The following is a 21,015-nucleotide window of genomic DNA, read 5'->3' as shown; positions in this document are numbered from 1 at the left end:
CTCGCTCAACCGCATGGCCTGCACCGCGGCGCTCAGGAACCGAGCCCGAGGCTGAGTCCGTGCGCCATCTCACGAGGTTTCGACCGATGAAGGCCGCTCCGCGACCTTCATGGCTCAACCAGCGGAACCACAGGGGTTTCGACCGATGAAGTCCGCTCCGCGACCTTCATGGCTCGACCAGCGCCTACTCGCCTACGAGGCCGTCGATTCTCTCGCGGATCAGGTCGGCGTGGCCGGCGTGGCGGGCGTACTCCTCGATCATGTGGGTCAGCACCCAGCGGAGGCTGACCCTGCGGCCCTCGGGTCCGTGCGCCGCCTCCATCGCTCCCGGCTGGTACTCCAGCAGGCCGTCGATCAGCTTCGTCGAATGCTCGATCGAGCGCTTCCACAGCGCGCGCAACTCGTCGCCGGTGCGCTCGGAGGCGCTCGTCCAGTCGTAGTCCCGGTCGGCCTCCCAGTCGGCGCTGAGGAACGGTTCGATGGGTTCCTTGCGACCGATCGTGGAGTTGAACCAGAAGTTCTCCGCGTAGGCCAGATGGCTGAGCAGCCCGCCGAGCGTCATGGTCGACGGCGGCAGGCTCACGCTCAGTTGCTCGTCGGTGAGGCCGTCGGTCTTCCAGGCGATGGTCGCCCGGAGGAAGTTCAGGAAGCCGAGCAGCGTATCCGGCTCGTCGGCGATCGCCGGCGGCTCGGGCCGGCCCTGCTCATCCACGGTGATCTGAGTCATGACCCAACGCTAGCCCTCGCCGCGGCTCAGGGCGCGTACCCGCCCCAGGTGACACTTCCGTGCACGAACACGACCCGGGTCTGCCCCGCCGTCCACAGCGAGAGCCAGCCTCCGTCTCGCCCGATCGTCGGCGTCGCGCCCCGGACCAGCGCCGGATCGGGCCATTCCAGTTCGCCGCAGTCGGTCGGCCCGCATCCGCAGCCTCCCCACACGACCAGCGCCCCGGCCTCGACCTCGCGACGCGCCGTCTCGCCGTCGATCTCGTCGAAGGCCGGTTGCATCCGGACGCCGTCCGGGGTGCTCAGTTCGTCGACCTCGTTGCGCTGCCCCGGCACCAGCGGCACGACCGCCTCCACGCGTGGGTGCCGCTTCGCCTCCGCCAAGATGTCCGCCATCGAGGTGCGCTTCCTGCCCGTCATGGCGCAAAGGCTATCGTCAGCCCGGCATTGCCTGGGTGAGCCGACACAGCGGTTACCGTGTCGCGATGGACCCATCAGCTGAGTATCGGCGGCTCACCGGCAGCGAACTGCAGGTGCTGCTCGGCAGCCTGGCCCATCTGCGTGACGAGGTGGAGCGGGTAACGGCCGACCTCAGCGATGCCCAACTCCTCGCCGGGACGCCGACGACGGACATCACGCTCGCCAGCCTGCTGAGCCATCTCGCCTTCGTCGAGGACCACTGGTTCGGTCGCCGCGACACCCGCGAGCCCTACCTGGCGCCACACTGGGATCCCGACGGCGACCACGGTTGGAAGCTCCGGGCTGGCGAGTCCCCCTCGGAGGTGAGGGAGCGCTGGCGGTCCGCCGTCCGGGTCAGCGACTGGATCATCGACGGCCAGGTTGAGCACCGCCCGGACGCGCTCGGACAGCCCCTCGCGCTGGCGGGAGGACGGGTCAGCCTGCGGTGGGCACTGCTGCGCCTGATCGCCGAGTACGCGCGCCACCTCGGGCACGCGGACCTGATCCGCGCGACCCTCGACGACTGATTCGGGAGAGTCGGAGGGGCCTCAGGCGGGCGCGGGTGAGGTGGCGAGCGGTTCGCCGGTGGGCGGGAGTACCTCCGCGGTGTTGAGGGCGCCGCCGATCGGGTCCGGGACGTCGGGCGATCGCATGGGATCGCGCACCGGGTCGAGGCAGTCGCGCAGCGACGCGATCACGATCCACAGATGCACGGCGGACCTGGCCAGGATCGCCAGCCAGTACAGCAGGTAAGGCCCCGACTGGTTGGTGGTGAGGGCCCCGCCAAGCCAACCCCAGATCGCGAGGTAGTAGCCGACCTCCGTCACCGTGAACGCGATCAGTTCGCGGCGGTAGGGGCGGCTGAGGATCAGCGCGACGAGCAGCCACAGCCCGGTCTGGGGCGGATATGCCGGCCCGAGCAGCGCCGTCGCGAAGACGACGACCGCGATCAGCGAACCGACCCGCGGCCGGCGCCCACTCACGTAGAGGTAGGCGATCAGGACGCCGAGGAAGATCATCAGCAGCATGAAGCCGAGCGACCCGGCGTCGCGGACGTTGACGCCGATCAGCGATAGAAAGTACCACAGCGAGCCGTAACCGGTCGGCTTGTTGATCTCCTGGTGGTAGAAGCCGTAGACGCGGTCGAAGTTGTCGATCAGCAGCGGAAGGTGCACCAGGGCGAAGGTGACCACCGCTGGCACCGCGAACCGCAGCGCCGCCCGCCGCCCGGCGCGCAGCCCGGAGGCGACCACGACGGCGAGCGCGATGGCGATCGGCATGGTGCCCGCACAGGCGGCGATGCCGATCAGGATCCCGCCCTCGATCGTGCGGCGCTGCGCAAACTGCAGCAGCCCAAGCAGCGACAGCGCGATCGGGAGGAACTCCCAGGAGATCAGGCCCGACGCGAACACCACCGGTGAGGCGGCGAGCAGCATCGCGTCCCAGGAGAGGCGTCCGTCGCGCCTCCTGCCGAGGTAGGCCAGCGTGAGGCAGGCGACGAGGAAACAGAAGAAGAGCCCGACGGTGGTGAGCGCGAAGAAGGCCAGGCTGGAGTCGATCTGGGTCTGCAGGTCGACGCCGGGCGCGACCTGCGCCCCGAACAGGCCGGAGGCGAGTTGCCTGGTCAGCAGGACCGCGACGGCGACCAACGGCGGGAAGGCCATGTAGTCGGCACCCAACGGGGAGACGCCCTCGCCGAACCCCTGGCTCAGGTAGGTCGTCTGGATGTCCGAGTAGCAGATCCGGATGTAGGCGTTGATCGGGTTGTCGTCGTAGCTCTGGAGGCATGGGACGTGGCGAAGGAACAGCAGCGTGAACAAGGCGGCCGCGGTGAACGCGACGGCCGGGGCGGGGCCGAACCAGAATCCGCGCTTGCGGGCGTGCCTGCCCATGGGCCCGCCGAGGCGCGGGTGCAACGCGTTGTCCACGCCCTCACCTTAGCCGCGGGGCCGCGGCACTCCGTGCCAACGGGAGTCGGCGAGCCTGGCTCTTCGTTTGCTCGGCGAACTGGTGCGGTGTGAGGTCGCGTGGGCGTCGGCTCTGAAGGTTTCGGACCCTTCGACACGGGCGCAGGCGCCCTGCTCAGGGAACGGACACGACCGAGCCTCAAGGGAACCGCTCCGGGCATTCAGCCTGACTCTCGGCCCGTTCGTCGAGCTTGTCGAGACGTCCGATCGCGTGGGCGGAGCCCGTCCGGCCAGGGTCCGCTCGGCGAGCTTGTCGAGACGTCCGCAACCCACCACCGTCCGGCTGCACATCCGTTCGCCGAGCCTGTCGAGACGTCCATCGCGTCCACCCAGCCGACCGACAAGCAACGCACCCCGGACCCTTCGACACGGGCGCAGGCGCCCTGCTCAGGGAACGGACACGGTCCGTTCGTCGAGCTTGTCGAGACGTCCGAAACCCACAACGAGTCCGGCTCCAGAACCGTTCGCCGAGCCTGTCGAGACGTCCATCGCGTCCACCGAGCCGACCGACACGCAACGCACCCCGGACCCTTCGACACGGGCGCAGGCGCCCTGCTCAGGGAACGGACACGGTCCGCTCGTCGAGCTTGTCGAGACGTCCGAAACCCACCACCGTCGGCTCCAGAACCGTTCGCCGAGCCTATCGAGACGTCCGTCGCGTCCACCAAGCCGACCGACAAGCCACGCACCCCGGACCCTTCGACACGGGCGCAGGCGCCCTGCTCAGGGAACGGACACGGTCCGCTCGTCGAGCTTGTCGAGACGTCCGAAACCCACCACCGTCGGCTCCAGAACCGTTCGCCGAGCCTGTCGAGGCGTCCGATCGCGTCCAGCGAGCCGTCCGACAAGCAACCCGGACCCTTCGACACGGGCGCAGGCGCCCTGCTCAGGGAACGGACACGGTCCGTTCGTCGAGCTTGTCGAGACGTCCGCAACCCACCACGAGTCCGGCTTCAGATCCGTTCGTCGAGCCTGTCGAGACGTCCGAACGCCAGGGCGCGTGCCAACCGGTCGAGCGGACCAGGCGACGCGTTCGGTCAGCCGATGGTTCCGTCCGCGCCCTGACCGGCGCCGTTCCCGTTGCCGTTGGTCGAGCCGCCGCCAGGTTCCTTCGTCGGTTCCTTGGTCGGTTCCTTGGTCGGTTCCTTGGTCGGTTCCTTCGTGGGCTCCTTGGTCGGTTCCTTAGTGGGCTCCTTCGTCGGTTCCTTGGTCGGTTCCTTCGTCGGCTCCTTCGTCGGCTCCTTGGTCGGTTCCTTCGTCGGTTCCTTCGTGGGCTCCTTCGTCGGGGTCGGCGTCGGAGTGGGGGTCTCGGACTTCTTCTCAGTCGGCTTCGCGGTCGGGCGCCTGGTCTCCTCGACCTCACCCTTCTGCGCCTTGATCGGCTTTGCCTCGTCGAAGTCCTGGACGGGCATGCCATCCGAGGCCGCCTTCATGAAGTCGACCCAGGTCATCAACGGGTACGACGACCCGAAGAACGTCGAGTCCTGCGGGCGCTTGTAGACCTCGAGATCCTCGTTGCCGCTGTCTCCAGCCACGAACATCACCGCGGTGGAGATCTGCTTGGTGTACCCGACGAACCAGGCCGACGTGATTGCGTCGTCGACGCCGTTGGTGCCGGTCTTGCCTGCGACGGGGCGCTCAAGGGAGGCGGCGCGGCGGCCGGTGCCCTCCTCGACCACCGAGGTGAGCGAGTCGGTCACGTTCGCGGCGACGTTCTGGTCGATCGTCTGCTCGTCGGCCTTCTTGGCCTCGTAGATGACCTGGCCGTTGCGGTCCAGCACCTTCGAGACGATGTGGACGGCGTTGCGCTTGCCGGAGTTGGCGAGCGTCGCGTACGCGTTGGCCATGTTGGTGGGGCTCACCTCGGCGGAACCGATCGCGACGCGGTTGACGGGGTCCCAGCCGGCGGCGGTCGGAGCGCCCGCGTCGTTGGCCGCCTGGATGACCTGCTTCGGGCCGTCGTCCATCTGCGTAGTGAGGTCGACGAACGCGGTGTTGATCGAATCAGCGGTCGCCTTGCGGAGTGTGACGGGGCCGTACTGGTGGCTGAACTCGTTGCGGATCGGCTTGGAGTCGCCCTTGGGCGTGAACGTGTCACCGTTGAAGACCGACCTCAACGAGAAGCCGTTGCGCAAGCCCGCGACGGTGGCGAAGGTCTTGAACGTGGAAGCGGCCGGTCGATCCGTGGTCGCCCAGTTGCGGCTGTTGGCGACGTAGTCGGCCCCGCCGTACTGCGCGAGAAGGGCTCCGCTGGCGGTGTCGACGGAGGCGATCGCCACGTGCAGGTCGGCCGGATTGGGATCACCCTTCGCCTTCTCCGCGGCCTGAGCCGTGTACTGCTGTGCCGTCTTGACGGCGGCGTCCTGCATCGACTTGTCGATGGTCGTGATGACCCTGAGCCCGCCGCCCTGGACCTCGGCCTCCGAGAAACCGAGCGAGCCGAGTTCCTTCTCGACCTCACGGATCAGGAAGCCCTTGGTGCCGCCGTAGCGGTTGTTCACCGGCACCTCCGGGAACTCGGGCAGCTTCGGGTACGCCTCGTCGTGTTGCGCCTGCGTGATGGCACCCATCTCGAGCATGCCGTCGAGGACGTACTTGTAGCGCCCGTACAGCCGGTCGAGCTTCTCCTGACCGCCCGACGGGTTGAACCCCGCCGGGTTGTTGAGGATGGCGGCCAACGCCGCCGACTCGGCGACGCTCAGTTCGCTCGCGGGCTTGAGGAAGTACGACTTCGCGGCGGCCTGGATGCCGTAGGCGCCGCGTCCGAAGTAGATGGTGTTGAGATAGCCCTCGAGGATCTGCTCCTTGGTCATCTCGCGGCCCATCTTGGTGGCGAGCATCAACTCCTTGACCTTGCGCTTCATGGTCTGTTCGGAGTCGAGGTACAAGATCTTGATGTACTGCTGCGTGATGGTCGAGCCGCCCTGCACCTCGCCTCCGGTCGCGATGGACCAGGCGCTGCGCAGGATGCCTGTCACGGAGAAGCCGGGATCCTCCCAGAAGCTCCGGTTCTCGGCCCCGACGACCGCGTCTTTCACCAGTTGCGGCATCTCGTCGTACGAGAGGTTGACGCGGTTCTGGACGGCGAGCGAGCCGAGTTGCTCCTTGCCGTCCTGGTAGTAGATGAACGTCGTCTGCGTCTGGAAGTCGCTGTTGGGGTCGGGAAGCTTGGTCGTGGTGTAGAGGTACGCGACGGTGCCGATGCCGCCGACCCCGAGCACGATGAACAGCACCAGGAAGGTGACGCCGATGCGCCCCCAGATCCTCCTGGCGCGCGATTTCGTCTTCTTGCTGCGCTTCGCCTTGCCTGCTTTAGCCATGAATGTCCTCGCCCTTGGTCTCTCTGCCCGCTGCGCGCTCCGCGTGCCCGGGTGAGCCTGTCTCGATGATGTGGCGCCCCTTGGCGCGTGCCGCGTCGACGCCCGCAACGACCACCTTCACGGGGTCGTGGGCGTCGCCGTCAGCGGCGCAGGATGCGCTCGACGACGGCCGCACGGAGCCGGGTTCGGCTCGTCGTTGCGGCGCGAAAAATCGTCGTTCGCGCGTGGACCACATGCTTCCAGGGTAAGCGCGGACGGCAAAAACCCCGTCCTCCTGGGGTGCTGAACGCTCCGACCACGGTCGTCGAAGCGGCACTCTCGGACCCGACCCTGGGCGGGTCTGCGGCGCCTCGACCTCGATCCGCGAGGCGCCGAACGGCGCCACCGCTGGCCCGACCTGGGACGGGCGTCAGCGTTCCTGGCGTCCCTGATGCCGTGGGTCGTAGGCCGGCCACTCGTCCTCAGGCAGGGACGGGTCGGCGGCGTCATGGCGACCAGGCTCGATCCGCAGCCACGGATGCTCGGCCGGCGCCTCGTTGAGTCTGATGCCGAAGGTCTCGCCGCTGACCCGGAACGTGCCGTTCCAGGTCCGCACGATGAGGAACGCGAAGATCGCGGCGAACAGGCCCGTCACGACGGCGACCAGGAGGCCACCTTCCTTGCCCGACATCGCCGCCGCGACGCCCATCGCGACGAAACCGGCGGTGAGCAGCCCCATCGACAGGCGGATCACCCAGGGCATGAGCATCGCGTCGGAGTCGAGCGCGTGCGGTGCGATCCTCGGGTGCTTGGCCAACAGGATCGTGAAAAGCGAGCCGACGATGCACGGCAGGATCAGCGATCCGACGGCGTCGGCGAGGGTGCGCGCCGCCACCACCGCGTACCCGGTCGAGAACAGCGTCACGAACCCCGAGGCGATGGTCGCGACCCACCAGGTCTGCGAGCCGCCCCTGATGTTCTTCAGCGCGTTCCTGCGCATGGCACCTCCCTCACGCGTGGCCCACTATTGCATCGCCCCAGGCCAGCGGCAGATGGGAAGGCCTAAGTGAGCGTCGCTCCTGGCAGGATCGGGCCGCGGATGCCCGCCTCGGCCAGCGCCCGCTGGGCGCGCTCTCGGATCGCACGGGTCGGGCCCCACTGCTGGTCGGGGCCCGTCTTGATGCTGATCTGCATCGTCATGGTGCCCGCCGACATCGACCCGACGCCGAGCACCTTCGGTTCCTCGAGCAGCTTCTCGGCCCACTCAGGCTCCTGCGCCATCGACCCGACGGCCTTGCGCAGCACCGCCTGGACCTGTTCGGGGTCAGCGTCGATCGCGACGGGGATGTCGATGACGGCGGTGGAGAATCCCTGCGACACGTTGCCGAGCGTCAGCACCTCACCGTTGCGGACGTACCAGACGGTGCCGGACGGGTCGCGCAGCTTCGTGACCCGCAGCGTCACCTCCTGCACGGTGCCCGTCAGCTCGCCGACCTTGATCAGGTCGCCGACACCGAACTGGTCCTCGGTGAGCATGAAGATCCCGGACAGGTAGTCCTTCACGAGCGACTGCGCCCCGAACCCGAGCGCGACGCCTCCGACGCCCGCAGAGGCGATCAGCGGCGCCATCGGGACGCCCCAGATGGCAAGCACCGTCAGCAGAGTGATGAGGACGAGCACCACGTCGACCACGTTGCGAAGCAGCGACCCGAGGGTGGCCAGGCGCTGCTTCTGGCGGGCAGACGACAGCCCGGCCGCCTTGTCGAGCATCTTGCGCGTCCGCGAGCCCTGCTCGTCGTCTCCCGTGGCCGGGACGGAGCGGACGGTGAGGGCTCGCACGGTCCGCCGGATGGCGAACAGCAGCACGAACCTCAACACCAGCGCGATCGCCACCACGATCCCGCTCATCAGCAACTTGTCCCAGAAGTCGTCCATGGCACCAGCCTGCCAGGCGCCGCCCGGATCTCGGGACGCCGCTCCCTGCCGCGGACGACCGGCCCCGGGGCGGCGTCGAGGCGCCCCTCCCATCGGCGACCGCGTAGACTTACCCCCGTGCCCAGCCTGACCCAAGCCCAGACCAACGCGATGCAGGAACTGCTGCGCATCGCGCCGGTCATCGACGACCTCGGCCGGCTCTTCACCGACGCGGGCCACGAGATCTACCTCGTCGGCGGCTCTGTGCGCGACGCGCTGCTCGGCGTCCTCGGCCACGACCTGGACTTCACGACCTCCGCCTCACCCGACCAGACAGAGGCGCTCCTGAAGCAGTTCACGCCGACCACCTGGGCGATCGGCAAGGAGTTCGGCACCATCGGGGCCCTCAAGAAGTCCGACGGGGCGCAGTGGCAGATCGAGGTCACGACCTTCCGCGCCGACGTGTACCGCAGCGAGTCCCGCAAGCCAGAGGTGGCCTTCGGGGACAGCATCGACGGCGACCTGATCCGCCGCGACTTCACCGTCAACGCGATGGCCATCAACCTGGCGACCAAGGCCTTCGTCGACCCGTACGGCGGCCTCGACGACCTCGCCGACGGCATCCTGCGCACCCCGTCGACCCCAGAGGTCAGCTTCTCCGACGACCCCCTACGGATGCTGCGCGCCGCCCGCTTCGCCGCGCGACTCGGTTTCACGGTCTCCCCCGACGTCGTCACGGCGATGAAGGACATGGCCGAGCGCATCGACATCGTGTCGGTCGAACGCATCCAGGCCGAGCTGACCGGTCTGCTGCTCACGGACGAGCCGCGCGAGGGCATCGACCTGCTGGTTCGCACCGGCCTGGCCGACCGGTTCCTTCCGGAACTTCCCGCGCTGCAACTCGAGGTCGACGAGCACGCCCGCCACAAGGACGTCTACCAGCACTCGCTGACGGTGCTCGACCAGGCGATCGAGCTCGAGAAGGCCCGCGGCCACGAGCCAGACATCGTCAACCGGCTGGCGGCGCTGCTGCACGACATCGGCAAGCCCGCCACGCGCCGCTTCGAGGGGGCGAAGGTCACCTTCCACCACCACGACGTGGTCGGCGCGAAGCTGGTCACCAAGCGCCTCAAGGCGCTGAGCTACCCGACGCACGTCGTGAAGTCCGTCGCGAAGCTGATCGACCTGCACCTGCGCTTCCACGGCTACTCCGACGGCAGCTGGAGCGATGCGGCCGTGCGTCGCTACGTGCGCGACGCGGGCGACGAACTGGAGCGGCTGCACATGCTCACCCGCGCCGACTGCACCACCCGCAACCGGCAGCGCGCCACGCGCCTGCGTCGCGCCTACGAGGAACTCGAGTGGCGCATCGACGAGTTGGCGGCGCAGGAGGAACTCGACGCGCTGCGTCCCCATCTCGACGGAACGCAGATCATGGAGGTGCTCGGCCTGAAGCCGGGCCGCGAGGTCGGACAGGCCTACGCGTTCCTGCTGGAGCATCGCACCGAGCACGGCCCGATCCCCGAGGACGAGGCCGTCGAGGTGCTGCGCGCCTGGTGGGCCGAGCGCAACGCCTAGCGCTTGAACGAGCCGGTCGAGTCCGACCCGGCCGAGGCGACGCAGTAGAACATCCGACTGCCGGTGGCGAACGCCGCCTCCGAGGGCGGAAGCACCTGCAGGTCCACCTCGGCGATGCCGAGGCCCGTGTACTCCTCGAGCGCCTCGCTGGTGCAGGTCGCCTGGACCGCGGGATCCTCGAGCACGTCGTCGATATTGGCCGACGCGACGTCGTCGGTCAGCGAGCCCATCCGGTACGCCTCCCACGGGTGCGGGTCGGCGCAGGAGGCCTCGCGGTAGGTGTAGTACCCGCTGATGGAGACGAGTCCGCCGAAGCAGATCGGCTCGGCGGGCGCGATGCTGCCGTAGTCGTCGGCCCCGCTCGGCTGGGGCGAGATCGCCGGGCTGGGCGACATCGAGGGCTCCGGCGACGGTGTCGTGCCGTCGGGCGTCTGGCTGCCAGCAGGCTTGTTGGTGTCCGTGCGCGCGGGCGGCTCCTCGGCCGACTGCAGCGGACCGTTGACGAGTTGGCGACCGATGGCAACGCCCCCGCCGCCGAGAGCGACGGCGAGCAGCACGCCGAGCACGATCGGCCACGCGCGCCGCGGTCGGGTCGGCCCGTCGATCGAGGCGAATTGGGCGATCGGTGCCGGAGATGGCGCCCCGAGCGGCGGCGGCTGCAGCGGCGGGCGCTGCCCATTCCCCGAACCGCCCGACGGGGCGAGCGGGAACCGCTGCTGCTGCAGGCCCGGCGTCATCCGGGTCACCTCGGCCCCCGCGAGCACGTTGTGCGGCCTGCCGAGCTGGCCGCGCAGCTCAAGGAGCGCGGAGTGCAGTTCGGCGCCGTCGGCGAAGCGCTGGTCGGCCTGCGGGGCGGTGGCTCGCCAGATGATGTCGAGCAGCGGGTCGGCGCCCGCGACGTGCGGGGCGGCTGGCAGCGGTCGGTAGAGCGACTGGATGATCTCGGCGACCGTCTGCGGCGACCCGTCGTCCTTCTGCCGCGGCGCGTATCCGGTCAGCACCGAGTAGAGGGTCGCGCCAAGCGCCCACACGTCGGCGCGCTTCGACGGGGTGGCCTGCTCGAACGCCTCGGGCGCCGCGTAGGCAGGGGTGAGCGCCTCGAGCGTGACGGACGCCTCGCCGTGCGCGGGAAGCGCAGCCAGGCCGAAGTCGCCGAGCCGTGGGGTGCCGTACGGGTCGATGAGGATGTTGGACGGCTTGATGTCGCGGTGCAGGATGCCCTTCTCGTGCGCGGCCGCCAGCGCGCTGGAGATCGCGATGCCTAGCTCAAGCACGTCGGGCGGGGGCATCGGACCGCTTCGCTTGACGAGTTGGCCGACCGACCCGTTGTCGCACAGTTCCATCACCAGGTAGGGGCGGTTGTCGCGGGTCGTGCCTGCGTCGATCAGCGACACGACGTGCGGGTGCGAGGAGATCAGCGCCGACGCGGTCGCCTCGCGCAGGAAGCGTCGCCGGTTGCGTTCGTCGTCGAGCACCCGGGAGTCGATCTTGATGGCGACGTCGCGGTCGAGCGAACCCTGCCTCGCGCGGTAGACGGTCGCGAACCCGCCCTTGCCGATCGCAGCCCCCAGGTCGAAGCCGGGCACGAGGCCGCCCGGTTCGTGGGAGACGCGGTCGGACATGACTCTCCTTGGCTGTGGGTGGCGTCACGGCGGGCATCGGACATCCGCTCGGAGTCTATCCGCCGGTCGGCTCCCCGCCCGATAGTTGAGATTTCAGTGAAAGGCGTTGATGGATATATGCTTGCTGCATGCACATAAACCAGGGACTGTCGGAGGAGTTGTTCCGCCTGTTCACCAACATCGGGCACGCCAACCACAACTCACCCATCAAGCCCGCGCTCACGCCGATCCAGTACACGCTGATGCTGACGATCGCGGCGCGCCCCCGACGCGGCACCGACCTGGTCGGCGTCGTCGGGCTTGACCAGTCGACCATCTCGCGCCGGATCGCCCAACTGTGCGACGCGGGCCTCGCGGAGCGGATCCCCGATCCCGACGATGGCCGCGCTCAACTGGTGCGCCTGACGGGCGCAGGCGTGGAGATGGTGGAGGGCGAACGCGCACGGCGCGTGCGCACGGTCACCGACGCCCTGGACGAGTGGGAGGACGAGGAGCGCGCCGACCTCGCCCGACTGCTCGCACATCTGAACGAAACGCTTGAGGCCCAACGCGGCCTGGCCACAAAGGAGCCACGTGTCTGAGCAAACCGAGACCTTCCGTCTCTCACCCGAGGCAAAACGGGTCTTCATCGGCCTGATCATCGGCATGTTCGCCGCGTCGATCAGCCAGACGATCGTCGGGCCCGCCATGCCGCGGATCGTCGCCGAACTCGGCGGCATGGACCACTACTCGTGGGTCGCCACCGCCGCCATGTTGATGTCGGCCGTCGTGGTCCCCATCGCGGGCAAACTCTCCGACCAGTACGGGCGCAGGCCGTTCTTCCTCGCAGGCCTCGCCATCTTCATGGCCGGCTCGCTTGTCAGCGGCTTCGCCGAGAACTTCTGGGTTCTGGTCGCGGGCCGCGCCATCCAGGGCATGGGCATGGGCACGATCATGCCGCTGTCGCAGACGATCATCGGCGACATCATCCCCGCCCGCCAACGCGGCAAGTACCAGGGCCTGATGGGCGCCGTCTTCGGCCTCACCTCCGTCGCGGGCCCCCTCGCCGGCGGCGTGATCACCGACAACCTCGGCTGGCGCTGGCTGTTCTTCGCGGCGCTTCCGGTCGGCGTCGCCGCCTTCGTGCTGGTCGCGCTGTTCCTGCACCCGCCGCACACCCGCGGGAAGCGAAGGTCGACGTCGCTGGCATGACGACGCTCAGCGTCGCGCTGGTCGCGGTCCTGCTCGCCACCAGTTGGGGCGGCACCACCTACCCGTGGGGCTCGGCGATCATCATCGGCCTGTACGTGGCGGGCGCGGTGCTGCTCGCGCTGTTCATCGTCATCGAGACCCGCGCCGAGGAGCCGGTACTTCCGCTTCGCCTGTTCCGCTCGTCGATCTTCACGCTCACCAACGTCGCGGTGTTCGCCTTCGCGATGCTGATGTTCGGCGCCATCATCTACATCCCCGTCTACGCACAGGGCGTGCTCGGCGTCAACGCGACCAGTTCCGGGCTGATCCTCATGCCGCTGATGATCACCTTCGTCGTGATGGGCATCGTGACAGGCCAGATCGTCACCCGCACCGGCCGCTACAAGGAGATCATGCTCGCGGGCATCGTCTTCATGGGCATCGGCGTCGCGCTCCTGACCCGGCTCGACCACAACTCGACGCCCTTCCAACTCTCGGCGTCCATGGTGGTGCTCGGCATCGGCATGGGCATGGTGTCGCAGCAGTACGTGCTGGTGATCCAGAACGCAGCCACCCGACGCGACCTTGGCGTGGCGACGGCGTCGACGCAGTTCTTCCGCAACGTCGGCTCGACGGTCGGCGTCGCTGTGATGGGCACCGTGATGAACGCGGGCCTGCAGCAGGCCATCGTGAAGCACCTGCCTCCCGGTGCGGCTGACGCCATGCCGGAGGGTGGGCTCGACGCGGGCTCGGTGCTCGACCCGACCGCCCTGACGTCGCTGCCTCCCGCGGTCGCCGACGCGGTGCGTCAGGGGCTGGCCGAGCAGTTGCACTGGGTGTTCATGCTGCTCTACCCGCTGCTGGCGATCCAGTTCCTGGCCACGCTGTTCATCAAGGCGCTGCCGCTGCGCGACACGCTGGACGATCCAGGCAAGGAGATGCTCGACTCGATGGCGCAGACGTCGGCGCACGAGGGCGACGTGGTGCCCGTGTTCCACTCCGCGTCGACGACCGGCGCCCGCTCCCGCGAGCGCGTGATGGGCTACCGCTTCCACCTGATGGCCGAACAGTCGCAACAGCCGTCGCACGTGATGCTGCGAAGGGCCGTCGAGGAGATCGGCTCGGGCGACCTGGAGCGCGGCCAGCGTTTGCTGCACCTCGCTGGAGACATGCTCGTCACCGAGGACCCCGAGGTCGCCGCCGAACGCGAGAAGTACGCCGCGGAGGTCGCGTCGAAGGTCAAGGGCGGCTCGATCCTCTCCCCCGCGCTGCGCATCGACCTCGCGACCGTGCTGTCCGACGTCGACCGCGCGGCCGTGGTCGGCAGCGTCGAACCGACGGTGGCCGAGCAGCACGAGGCGGTCGACGTGTCGCGCCTTCAGGAGGCCGCCACCGACCTCGCGGTCGCCTTCCTCGCCGACATCTCCGGCCGCGGCTCGCGCCTGACCCCGTCGGCCGAACCGGCCATCTGACCCGCACCCCACCGCCCGACCCGCCCGACCGTTCCTGCCAGCAGGCGTGGGGCGGGCAGGGCGTTGAGCAGCATTCGCTGTTCGTTGCCCTGGGCAGCACGTTTGCACGTTCACATCGGCAACCAACACTGGATGCTGCTCAACGCGACCCCGCCGCGCGACCCGGCCAGCACCCAGAGCCCTAGCCGCGACCCCCGCGGCTAGGGTGAGGAACATGCGCACCCTTCGCACCGTCACCATGAACACCGGCTACGACGACTACTACACCGTCAGCGGCCTGAGTTGGGGAGGACGGGGGACGCAGCACCAGTTCGACGCCGTCTGCTCCGGCAAGGGCATCTCCTGCGCCCGCACCGCCGTGGCGCTCGCCCTCCCGACCATCGCCTACGGCCTGATCGGCGAACCGGACAGGGCGGAGTTCTCCGCGCGGCTGACGAACGAGCACATCGAGCACCGCCTCTTCACCGTTCCCGGCCGGGCGCGCCACAACCTGACGCTGATCGACGCCACCGGCGAGAAGGTCGCGGCGCACTTCATGGCGCAGGGCTACGTGCTCGACGACCCGCTCTACGTCGCCCCGATGGTCGAAGCGGTGCTCGCCGACACGCGCACCGGCGACATCGTCACGCTCAACGGGTCGACCTGCAAGGGGCTGCCGTCCGACACCTGGGCTGCGCTCGCCGCGGGCCTCATCGAGCGAGGCGCCGACGTCATCGTCGACGCGCAGAACGACGCACTGCTCGACGCGCTGGACGTGTCGGGGGTCACGCTCTTCAAGCCAAACGACGACGAGATCATGGCCATCCCCGCCGTCCAGGCGGCCGACGACCGCGTCGGGGCGGCGCTGGAGGTGCTTCGCGACGCCGGGGCGAGGGTTCCGCTGGTGTCGCTCGGCGCTCGCGGGGTCGCCTTCCTTGACGAGCGTGGCGACCGGATCACCGGCACCTGCCGCGTCGAGTCCCCCATCCAGTCGGTGATGGCGGGCGACGCGTTCGTCGCGGGCTTCGTCTGGGGCATGGTTGCGGGCGACGACAGCCGCGAGTGGATCCGGCACGGCCTTGCCGCGGCGGCGGCGCACGTGGCAGGAAAGACGGGCGACGCCCTGCTTGCGCGCGCCATGGAGAACAGGTCGCTGGTCGAGTTCACCGCCGGCTGAGGCTAGTCGGCCTCGCGGGAGTCCTCGATGCGGGCCCTGGAGGCAAGGTAGGACAGGCCGCGCGCTGAGGGGTCTGCGAGGACGGCGATGACCGCGGCCACGGCGAGCCCGACGCTGAGCAGGTCGAGCGGGGTCCGCAGTACGTCCGGCAACCCAGGGATCGACGCGAGCACCTGGACGAGCATCCACCCACCGAACCCGCACAGCGACCGCAGCGCCCTTCGCGGCCGAGCCTCCCACTCCGGTTCCAGCCAGACGGCGCGCTGCCCGACGGAGGCCCCCGAGCCGACCAGCGTCGGCACGAGGAGCACGACGAAGCCGACCAGGGTCGCGACGGCGCTGGCCCCGGCGTCGTCGGAGGTGGCCGGCGCTCCGAGCAGGAGCGTGTCGACCAGTCGATAGCCGATCAGGACCGCCGCGGGCAGCACGACGAAAGAGAACCCGTCGATCAGCATCCCGATGAGGCGACGGCGCCGCGTCACCTGCCGCGCGTGGCCCCTCGAGCGGGCCGTCGCGCGGGCGTCGGTGACGAAGAACAGCAGCAGCGGCGCGGCGACGGCGCCGATGACGGTGCCGAGCGTGTTGAGGATCACGTCGTCGATGTCGGCGACCCGGTACCGGCACGGCAGCAGCCCGAAGGCGCCGGTGCCCTGGGCGGCCTCGATGAGCACGGAGGTGGCGAAGCCGAGCAGGATCGTCCACCCGGCGCGGATGCCGAAGTAGCGGCGCGCCAGCGCGCCGAACGGCACGAACAGCAGGACGTTGAGCGCTGCCTGCAGGAACACGAAGCTGCGCAGGAGGCGTCGAGCCCCGTGTTCGCGCAGGTAGTCGAGGTTGTCGCGGACCACCTCGAGCGGGTCGAGGTTGCGGCCCGGCAGGCGGTGGGTCGAGCACCACTCCTTGTCCGGGAACGGCAGCAGCGTGTAGGCGAGCAGCGCCACCGCGAACACGGCGACCATCGCGGCGCCGATCACCCGGTCGACGCGGATCTGGCCGTGTCGGCGCGACTCCCACACCAGGATCGGGACGAAGAGCGCCACGAACCCGACGCCGCCGAGCAGGACGGCGACGATGGCGGGCTGCGTCCAGGCGTCGATCACGTCAGCGAGTAAACCCGACGCGCCCTGCCCGGTTCAACGCGGGCGGCAGCACCGTCGACCAGGGGACGATGCGGTCGCGACCCTGGTCGCTCGGCAGTGAGGCGTCCCTCGTCCTAGCATCGGGGTAACACTGGAGGTGCACCATGACCGACGCGACCACAACCTGGCGACGCCGAACGCCGACGGCGCACGCCCCGTCGGCCCTTGTGGTCCCCGCCGCGCGTGGCCTCGGGCCTGCGCAGGTCGCGCTGGCCGCGGTACTCGTCGCCCACGCCGTCATCTCCGCCCTCCAGGTGCTGGTGCTGAACCCGCTGGCCGCGATCCCGGGTCGAGGACTCGCAGAGATCTACGCGGGCGTCACGGCCAGCGGCGAGTCGATGTCGGTGCCGACGGTGTTCGCGGCCCTCGCGCTACCGCTGGTCCTCGGGGCCGCGGTGCTGGCGCAGACGGCGCGCTCGTCGCTCTCCAGGACCACGTCGACAGGGCTTCTGCTCGGCCTGGTGGCGTTCTCCGCGGTGACCTACTGGTTCGCAAGCGGAGGGCCCGCGATGGCGCTCGCCGACGCCTACCTCATCTCCGGGGCGCCGTACTCGCCGTGGTGGATGGTGCCCGCCGGGCTGAGCCTCGCGGCGCTCGCCACCCTGGCGATCCGGGCGCGCCGCGACGCGTCACGCTAGGACGACCACCTGAAGGCCCGCCCCAGCGCTACGCGAACAGGGCCTGGCCGACGAACTCGCCCTCGGCGACGCCGGGCGGGACGGCCCACAGGCCGGAGCCGATGTGCTGGAGGTACTCCATCATCAGGTCGTTGCGACTCATCCGCGACTGCATCGGGATGTAGTGGGTGCGGGGGTCGGTGACGAAGGCGATGAAGAACAGGCCCGCGGACAGGCGACCGAGGTCGTCGTTGCCGTCGACGTAGTTGTAGCCGCGCCGCAGCATGTGGACGCCGTCGTTGTGGTCGGGGTGCGCGAGCGTGACGTGCGAGTCGACGTCCATGATCGGGACCCCGCCGCGGCCCTCGAGCGCGAAGTCGGGCTGGTCGAACTCGACGCCTCCCGACAGCGGGGCGCCCTCCCGCTTGGTGCGACCGACGATGTTCTCCTGCTCCCGCATCGGGGCACGGTCCCACGTCTCGATCTGCATCTTGATCTTGCGCGCCACCAGGTACGACCCGCCCTCCAGCCACTCGGCGGCCGGATCGGCCCCGTCGGGAACCCAGACGTGCTCGTCGATCATCGCCTTCTGCTCGCCGCGCAGGCCCATCGTTCCGTCCTTGAACCCGAACAGGTTCCTGGCGGTGACCTGGTCGACGCTGGTCGACGACGTGCGTCCGAAGCCAAGCTGCGACCACTTCAGCACCGCGCGACCGAACGCGATGCGCGTCAGGTTCCGGACGGCGTGCACTGCGACCTGCGGGTCGTGCGCGCAGGCCTGGATGCAGAGGTCGCCGTCGGACAGCGACGGGTTGAGGTTGTCGGCGACGAAGTGCGGCAACCGCTCCAAGGCCGCGGGCCTGCGGGTCGCGATCCCGAACCGGTCGGCGCCCGAGCCGTCCACGAACAGCGACGGGCCGAAGCCGAACGTGATCGTCAGGCCGGACGGCGGCAGGTCGTAGGCCTCGCCGGTGTCCTCGGGCGGTGAGTCGTAGTTGCCGGACATGGCGTCGAGTTCGCCCGCGGAGCCGCCCTGCGTCATGCGCGCCGCGGCATCTGTCCAGTCGGTCAGCAGCCCGATCAGCGCCTCCCGGTCGATCCCGTCCGCGACGTCGAAGGCCGCGAAGTGCATCCGGTCCTGAGCCGGCGTGACGATGCCGCCCTGGTGCGCCCCGTAGTAGGGGTAGGCGTCGGAGGCGTGGGGCTCCTTCTCAGCGGGCTTGCCCGCCGCCATCGACAGCGCGAGGGCGCCGGCCGCCGCGGTCCCGGCGCCCGCGGCCCCGAAGAGTCCACGACGGCTCAGCCCGCTCACGACAGGATCGCCCCGGCCATCTTCGACAGCGGCTCGGACAGCGTGTTGACCGCGTCGGCGAGCTGCTTGATGTCGTCCTCGGAGAGCTTGTCGTAGGTCACGAAACCCTCGCCGTCGCGGTGCTTGTCGAGCAGCGCCTGCAGCGAAGCGAACGCCTTCTCGATCTGGCCGTCGAGCGCCGAATCCTTGCGCTGCAGCAGCGGACGCAGGCCCTCCCATGCGACCTTCGCGCCGTCGACGTTGGCCTGGAAGTCCCACAGGTCGGTGCGCGACCAGTACTCCTCCTCGCCGGTCACCTTTCCGGTGGCGACCTCGTCGAGCAGGCCCTTCGCGCCGTTGGCGATGTCGGAGGCGGTGAACGTCATGTCGCGGGTGCGGTCGTACAGCGTGGCGGTGTCGGCGACCAACTTGTCGGCGACCGTCGCGCGCTCGGCATCGGTCATGGCCGTGTAGCCCTCCGCGCGGGCGGGCCACAGGTCCTTCTCGAGGCGGTGCCAGCCGGTGAACTCGTCGCCCGCCTCGAGGTCGGCCTCGCGGGCGTCCATCTGCGGGTCAAGGTCGCCGAAGCTCTCGGCGACGGTCTCGACGCGCTCCCAGTGCACCCGCGCATCGGCGTACATGGCGCGGGCCTCGTCGTCCTTGCGTTCCTTGACGAGAGTTGCGAACTGTTCGGTCTTGGTGACGAGCTGGTCGACCTGGTCGCGCACGTAGGAGGCGTACTGCTTGTCCGCCTCGGCGACCAACTCTGCATCCTCACCCTTCGGGCCGACGTCCTCGCCCGAGTCGGTGACGGTGAAGTCACCACGGATGCCCTCGCCGACCATGCCCGGCTTGCAGGCCGTGAAGTAGGTACCCGCCGGGGCGGAGAGCACCAGGTCGCGGGTCAGGCCGGGGCCGATGTTCTCGACCTCGGCGACGATCCGCAGGCCGTCCTCGCCGAGCAGGTAGAACTCGTTGATCTTCGAGCCCTCGTTGGTGACCTTGAACGTGAGGGTGCCCGACGGCGCCTCGACGCTCGACACCTCACACGCGGTGTCACTCGCCTTGACGCTCATGGTGCGGGCGTCGCCCGAGGCGGCGGTGTTGTCGGTGCAGGCGGTCGTCAGCAGCAGGCCGGCGGCCAGCACCGGGGCGACGAGGGATCGGATCATGAGGCGGCTCCTTGGGGAACGGGGGTCGCGGCCGGGCGGTGCGCGGCGCGGTTACGCAGAACGAAGAGGGTCCCGACGACGACCACGTAGCTCACCCAGGCGATCGCCTCGAGCACGGTGGTGACGGGGGAGAAGTTGAAGATGCCCTTGAGCAGCGAGCCGACCACGCTGTCGAGCGAGATGACGTGGCTGACGTCGAAGGCGATGGTGTGCAGGCCGGGCAGGAAGCGCGCCTCCTGCAGATCGTGGATGCCGTAGGCGAGCACGCCTGCCGCGACCAGGATCAGGAAGGCGCCGGTCCAGGTGAAGAAGACGCTGAGGTTGATCCGCAGCGCTCCCCGGTACATCAGGTAGCCGAGGACGATGGCGACCACGATGCCGAGCAGTGCGCCCAGAAGCGGTTGCAGGGTGGCGCCGGTGTCGCGGGCGGCCGCCTGGGTAGCGGCCCAGATGAACAGGGCCGTCTCCAAGCCCTCCCTGCCGACCGCGAGCAGCGCAACCACCACGAGCGACCACGGCCTGGTCGCCTCGTCGAGGCTCCCCCGCAGGGTGCGGCTGAGGCCCTTGGCCGCGGTCGCCATCCAGAGGATCATCCAGGTCACGAACGCGACGGCCACGATGGACAGGGTGCCGCCGATCAACTCCTGCGCCTCGAACGTGAGCCCCTTGGGGCCGTAGGTGAGCACGGCTCCGAAGACGAGCGAGATGCCGACGGCGATCCCGACGCCTGTCCAGATGTAGCGGAGGTCGGAACGGCGCTCCGACTTGACCAGATAGGCCACCAGGATGCTGACGATCAGCGCGGCCTCGAGCCCCTCCCGGAGCCCGATCAGAAAATTAGCCAACATCTGTTTGCCTTAAAGTGTTTTGGTGAGGTCAACCTAACTAAAAACCCGCGAGGGGGGTCGCGTCAACTCCGGAGCCACAGTGCCCATCAACCCGGCGGGTTCGGGGGCCGTCTACGATGAGACGGTGAGTCCACGACGAATGCTGCGCGCCCTGATGGCGACGCTGCTGCTCGTCGTCGGATTTCTGGTGACGCCGACGACCGCGTCCGCGGAGGGCGACTACCTCGACGTGCGCATCACGTCGGTGTCGACCCCGGTGCTCAACCTCTCCGATCCGCAGCAGGTCGTCGAACTGCGGGGGACCATCACCAACACCTCGACGGTGGCGATCGAGGGCGCCGTCGTGCACTTCTGGCGGCTACCCACCCCGATCCGCTCCGAGGGCCGCCTCGACGAGTTGGAGCAGAACCTGCCGATCGGCTCGCGCATCACCGACGAGGCCTCGCTGTACCAGTTCCCCAAGGACGTGCCGTTCGGGCCGGGTGAGCGGGCCGAGTTCAGCGTCAAGGTCACGATCGCGCAACTCACCCAGGGCCGCGACCCCTGCGGCAGGACGGCGCCGCCTACCTGATCGGCGCGCAGGTC

The 21,015-nt window shown here is 69.3% G+C and carries 20 protein-coding genes; 8 read left to right on the top strand and 12 right to left on the bottom strand.

The genetic code is table 11. The features are described from left to right. Positions 1-184: 184 nt before the first annotated feature. Positions 185-727 (bottom strand): DinB family protein, encoded by a 543-nt coding sequence (locus BW730_RS15135; RefSeq protein ID WP_077686993.1) that lies wholly within the window; start codon positions 725-727, stop codon positions 185-187. Positions 728-753: 26 nt separating this feature from the next. After that, positions 754-1,146, bottom strand: coding sequence for a hypothetical protein (locus BW730_RS15130; protein ID WP_077686992.1), 393 nt, complete (start codon positions 1,144-1,146; stop codon positions 754-756). Positions 1,147-1,211: 65 nt separating this feature from the next. On the opposite strand from BW730_RS15130, the gene BW730_RS15125 reads away from it, so the two are divergent. Continuing rightward, positions 1,212-1,712 (top strand): mycothiol transferase, encoded by a 501-nt coding sequence (locus tag BW730_RS15125; RefSeq protein WP_077686991.1) that lies wholly within the window; start codon positions 1,212-1,214, stop codon positions 1,710-1,712. Positions 1,713-1,733: 21 nt separating this feature from the next. Here the strand turns inward: BW730_RS15125 and BW730_RS15120 are convergent, their stop codons facing one another. The 5 genes from BW730_RS15120 to BW730_RS15100 form a co-directional block, all read right to left on the bottom strand. Continuing rightward, positions 1,734-3,113, bottom strand: coding sequence for a glycosyltransferase family 87 protein (locus BW730_RS15120; protein ID WP_077686990.1), 1,380 nt, complete (start codon positions 3,111-3,113; stop codon positions 1,734-1,736). 1,076 nt (positions 3,114-4,189) lie between these two features. After that, entirely contained in the window at positions 4,190-6,472 is a 2,283-nt protein-coding gene (locus BW730_RS20530; protein ID WP_077686989.1) for a transglycosylase domain-containing protein, read from the bottom strand. Beyond that, complete coding sequence (locus BW730_RS15110) at positions 6,465-6,707, bottom strand: hypothetical protein (RefSeq protein ID WP_145952912.1); 243 nt, start codon at positions 6,705-6,707, stop codon at positions 6,465-6,467. Before BW730_RS15110 ends, BW730_RS20530 begins: the two co-directional genes overlap by 8 nt. Positions 6,708-6,881: 174 nt before the next feature. Next, on the bottom strand, positions 6,882-7,451 hold the full coding sequence (locus tag BW730_RS15105) for a hypothetical protein (protein ID WP_077686987.1): 570 nt from the start codon (positions 7,449-7,451) through the stop codon (positions 6,882-6,884). A 62-nt stretch (positions 7,452-7,513) separates the two neighbouring features. Continuing rightward, positions 7,514-8,386, bottom strand: coding sequence for a mechanosensitive ion channel family protein (locus BW730_RS15100; protein WP_077686986.1), 873 nt, complete (start codon positions 8,384-8,386; stop codon positions 7,514-7,516). 150 nt (positions 8,387-8,536) lie between these two features. Here BW730_RS15100 and BW730_RS15095 point away from each other — a divergent pair, with 150 nt between their 5' ends. Next, positions 8,537-9,943, top strand: a complete 1,407-nt coding sequence (locus BW730_RS15095; protein ID WP_077687683.1) for a CCA tRNA nucleotidyltransferase — start codon at positions 8,537-8,539, stop codon at positions 9,941-9,943. On the opposite strand, the gene BW730_RS15090 is transcribed toward BW730_RS15095, so the two are convergent. Beyond that, a complete protein-coding gene (locus BW730_RS15090) occupies positions 9,940-11,565 on the bottom strand; it encodes a serine/threonine-protein kinase (RefSeq protein WP_077686985.1) in 1,626 nt (541 codons plus the stop codon). The genes BW730_RS15095 and BW730_RS15090 overlap by 4 nt on opposite strands. Before the next feature lie 128 nt (positions 11,566-11,693). On the opposite strand from BW730_RS15090, the gene BW730_RS15085 reads away from it, so the two are divergent. The 4 genes from BW730_RS15085 to BW730_RS15075 all read left to right on the top strand — a co-directional run bounded on the left by BW730_RS15085 (position 11,694) and on the right by BW730_RS15075 (position 15,363). Further along, positions 11,694-12,146, top strand: coding sequence for a MarR family winged helix-turn-helix transcriptional regulator (locus tag BW730_RS15085; RefSeq protein WP_077686984.1), 453 nt, complete (start codon positions 11,694-11,696; stop codon positions 12,144-12,146). Continuing rightward, the gene (locus BW730_RS19535) at positions 12,139-12,756 is read left to right on the top strand and encodes an MFS transporter (protein ID WP_226996847.1); all 618 of its coding nucleotides are present in this window, start codon (positions 12,139-12,141) and stop codon (positions 12,754-12,756) included. Before BW730_RS15085 ends, BW730_RS19535 begins: the two co-directional genes overlap by 8 nt. Continuing rightward, positions 12,753-14,207: an MFS transporter gene (locus tag BW730_RS19530; protein WP_226996846.1), complete on the top strand. Its 1,455-nt coding sequence runs from the start codon at positions 12,753-12,755 to the stop codon at positions 14,205-14,207. The genes BW730_RS19535 and BW730_RS19530 overlap by 4 nt, the downstream gene beginning before the upstream one ends. Before the next feature lie 214 nt (positions 14,208-14,421). After that, a complete protein-coding gene (locus BW730_RS15075; protein ID WP_077686983.1) occupies positions 14,422-15,363 on the top strand; it encodes a 1-phosphofructokinase family hexose kinase in 942 nt (313 codons plus the stop codon). 2 nt (positions 15,364-15,365) lie between these two features. Here the strand turns inward: BW730_RS15075 and BW730_RS15070 are convergent, their stop codons facing one another. Beyond that, complete coding sequence (locus BW730_RS15070; protein ID WP_077686982.1) at positions 15,366-16,463, bottom strand: VanZ family protein; 1,098 nt, start codon at positions 16,461-16,463, stop codon at positions 15,366-15,368. A 143-nt stretch (positions 16,464-16,606) separates the two neighbouring features. Here BW730_RS15070 and BW730_RS15065 point away from each other — a divergent pair, with 143 nt between their 5' ends. Continuing rightward, on the top strand, positions 16,607-17,140 hold the full coding sequence (locus tag BW730_RS15065) for a hypothetical protein (protein WP_077686981.1): 534 nt from the start codon (positions 16,607-16,609) through the stop codon (positions 17,138-17,140). A gap of 28 nt (positions 17,141-17,168) precedes the next feature. Here BW730_RS15065 and efeB read toward each other — a convergent pair whose 3' ends face one another. From efeB to efeU, 3 genes are read right to left on the bottom strand one after another with little or no spacing between them, the layout of a single operon-like run. After that, positions 17,169-18,431, bottom strand: a complete 1,263-nt coding sequence (efeB, locus tag BW730_RS15060) for an iron uptake transporter deferrochelatase/peroxidase subunit (RefSeq protein WP_145952911.1) — start codon at positions 18,429-18,431, stop codon at positions 17,169-17,171. Beyond that, positions 18,428-19,582, bottom strand: a complete 1,155-nt coding sequence (gene efeO / locus BW730_RS15055; RefSeq protein ID WP_077686979.1) for an iron uptake system protein EfeO — start codon at positions 19,580-19,582, stop codon at positions 18,428-18,430. The genes efeB and efeO overlap by 4 nt, the downstream gene beginning before the upstream one ends. Continuing rightward, entirely contained in the window at positions 19,579-20,430 is an 852-nt protein-coding gene (efeU, locus tag BW730_RS15050; RefSeq protein ID WP_077686978.1) for an iron uptake transporter permease EfeU, read from the bottom strand. Before efeU ends, efeO begins: the two co-directional genes overlap by 4 nt. A 124-nt stretch (positions 20,431-20,554) precedes the next feature. On the opposite strand from efeU, the gene BW730_RS15045 reads away from it, so the two are divergent. After that, entirely contained in the window at positions 20,555-21,001 is a 447-nt protein-coding gene (locus BW730_RS15045) for a hypothetical protein (protein WP_145952910.1), read from the top strand. The last annotated feature ends 14 nt before the right edge of the window (positions 21,002-21,015 follow it).

The organism is Tessaracoccus aquimaris (assembly GCF_001997345.1).
Taxonomy (GTDB): domain Bacteria; phylum Actinomycetota; class Actinomycetes; order Propionibacteriales; family Propionibacteriaceae; genus Arachnia; species Arachnia aquimaris.
The sequence above is the reverse complement of the archived record's forward strand: the minus strand, read 5'-3'. Positions and strand labels throughout refer to the sequence as shown.

Coding starts and splice junctions, on each gene's coding strand:
- BW730_RS15135 (WP_077686993.1), bottom strand. CDS start 727: ATGACTCAGATCACCGTGGATGAGCAGGGCCGGCCCGAGCCGCCGGCG.
- BW730_RS15130 (WP_077686992.1), bottom strand. CDS start 1,146: ATGACGGGCAGGAAGCGCACCTCGATGGCGGACATCTTGGCGGAGGCG.
- BW730_RS15125 (WP_077686991.1), top strand. CDS start 1,212: ATGGACCCATCAGCTGAGTATCGGCGGCTCACCGGCAGCGAACTGCAG.
- BW730_RS20530 (WP_077686989.1), bottom strand. CDS start 6,472: ATGGCTAAAGCAGGCAAGGCGAAGCGCAGCAAGAAGACGAAATCGCGC.
- BW730_RS15110 (WP_145952912.1), bottom strand. CDS start 6,707: ATGTGGTCCACGCGCGAACGACGATTTTTCGCGCCGCAACGACGAGCC.
- BW730_RS15105 (WP_077686987.1), bottom strand. CDS start 7,451: ATGCGCAGGAACGCGCTGAAGAACATCAGGGGCGGCTCGCAGACCTGG.
- BW730_RS15100 (WP_077686986.1), bottom strand. CDS start 8,386: ATGGACGACTTCTGGGACAAGTTGCTGATGAGCGGGATCGTGGTGGCG.
- BW730_RS15095 (WP_077687683.1), top strand. CDS start 8,537: ATGCAGGAACTGCTGCGCATCGCGCCGGTCATCGACGACCTCGGCCGG.
- BW730_RS15090 (WP_077686985.1), bottom strand. CDS start 11,565: ATGTCCGACCGCGTCTCCCACGAACCGGGCGGCCTCGTGCCCGGCTTC.
- BW730_RS15085 (WP_077686984.1), top strand. CDS start 11,694: ATGCACATAAACCAGGGACTGTCGGAGGAGTTGTTCCGCCTGTTCACC.
- BW730_RS19530 (WP_226996846.1), top strand. CDS start 12,753: ATGACGACGCTCAGCGTCGCGCTGGTCGCGGTCCTGCTCGCCACCAGT.
- BW730_RS15075 (WP_077686983.1), top strand. CDS start 14,422: ATGCGCACCCTTCGCACCGTCACCATGAACACCGGCTACGACGACTAC.
- BW730_RS15065 (WP_077686981.1), top strand. CDS start 16,607: ATGACCGACGCGACCACAACCTGGCGACGCCGAACGCCGACGGCGCAC.
- efeO (WP_077686979.1), bottom strand. CDS start 19,582: ATGATCCGATCCCTCGTCGCCCCGGTGCTGGCCGCCGGCCTGCTGCTG.
- efeU (WP_077686978.1), bottom strand. CDS start 20,430: ATGTTGGCTAATTTTCTGATCGGGCTCCGGGAGGGGCTCGAGGCCGCG.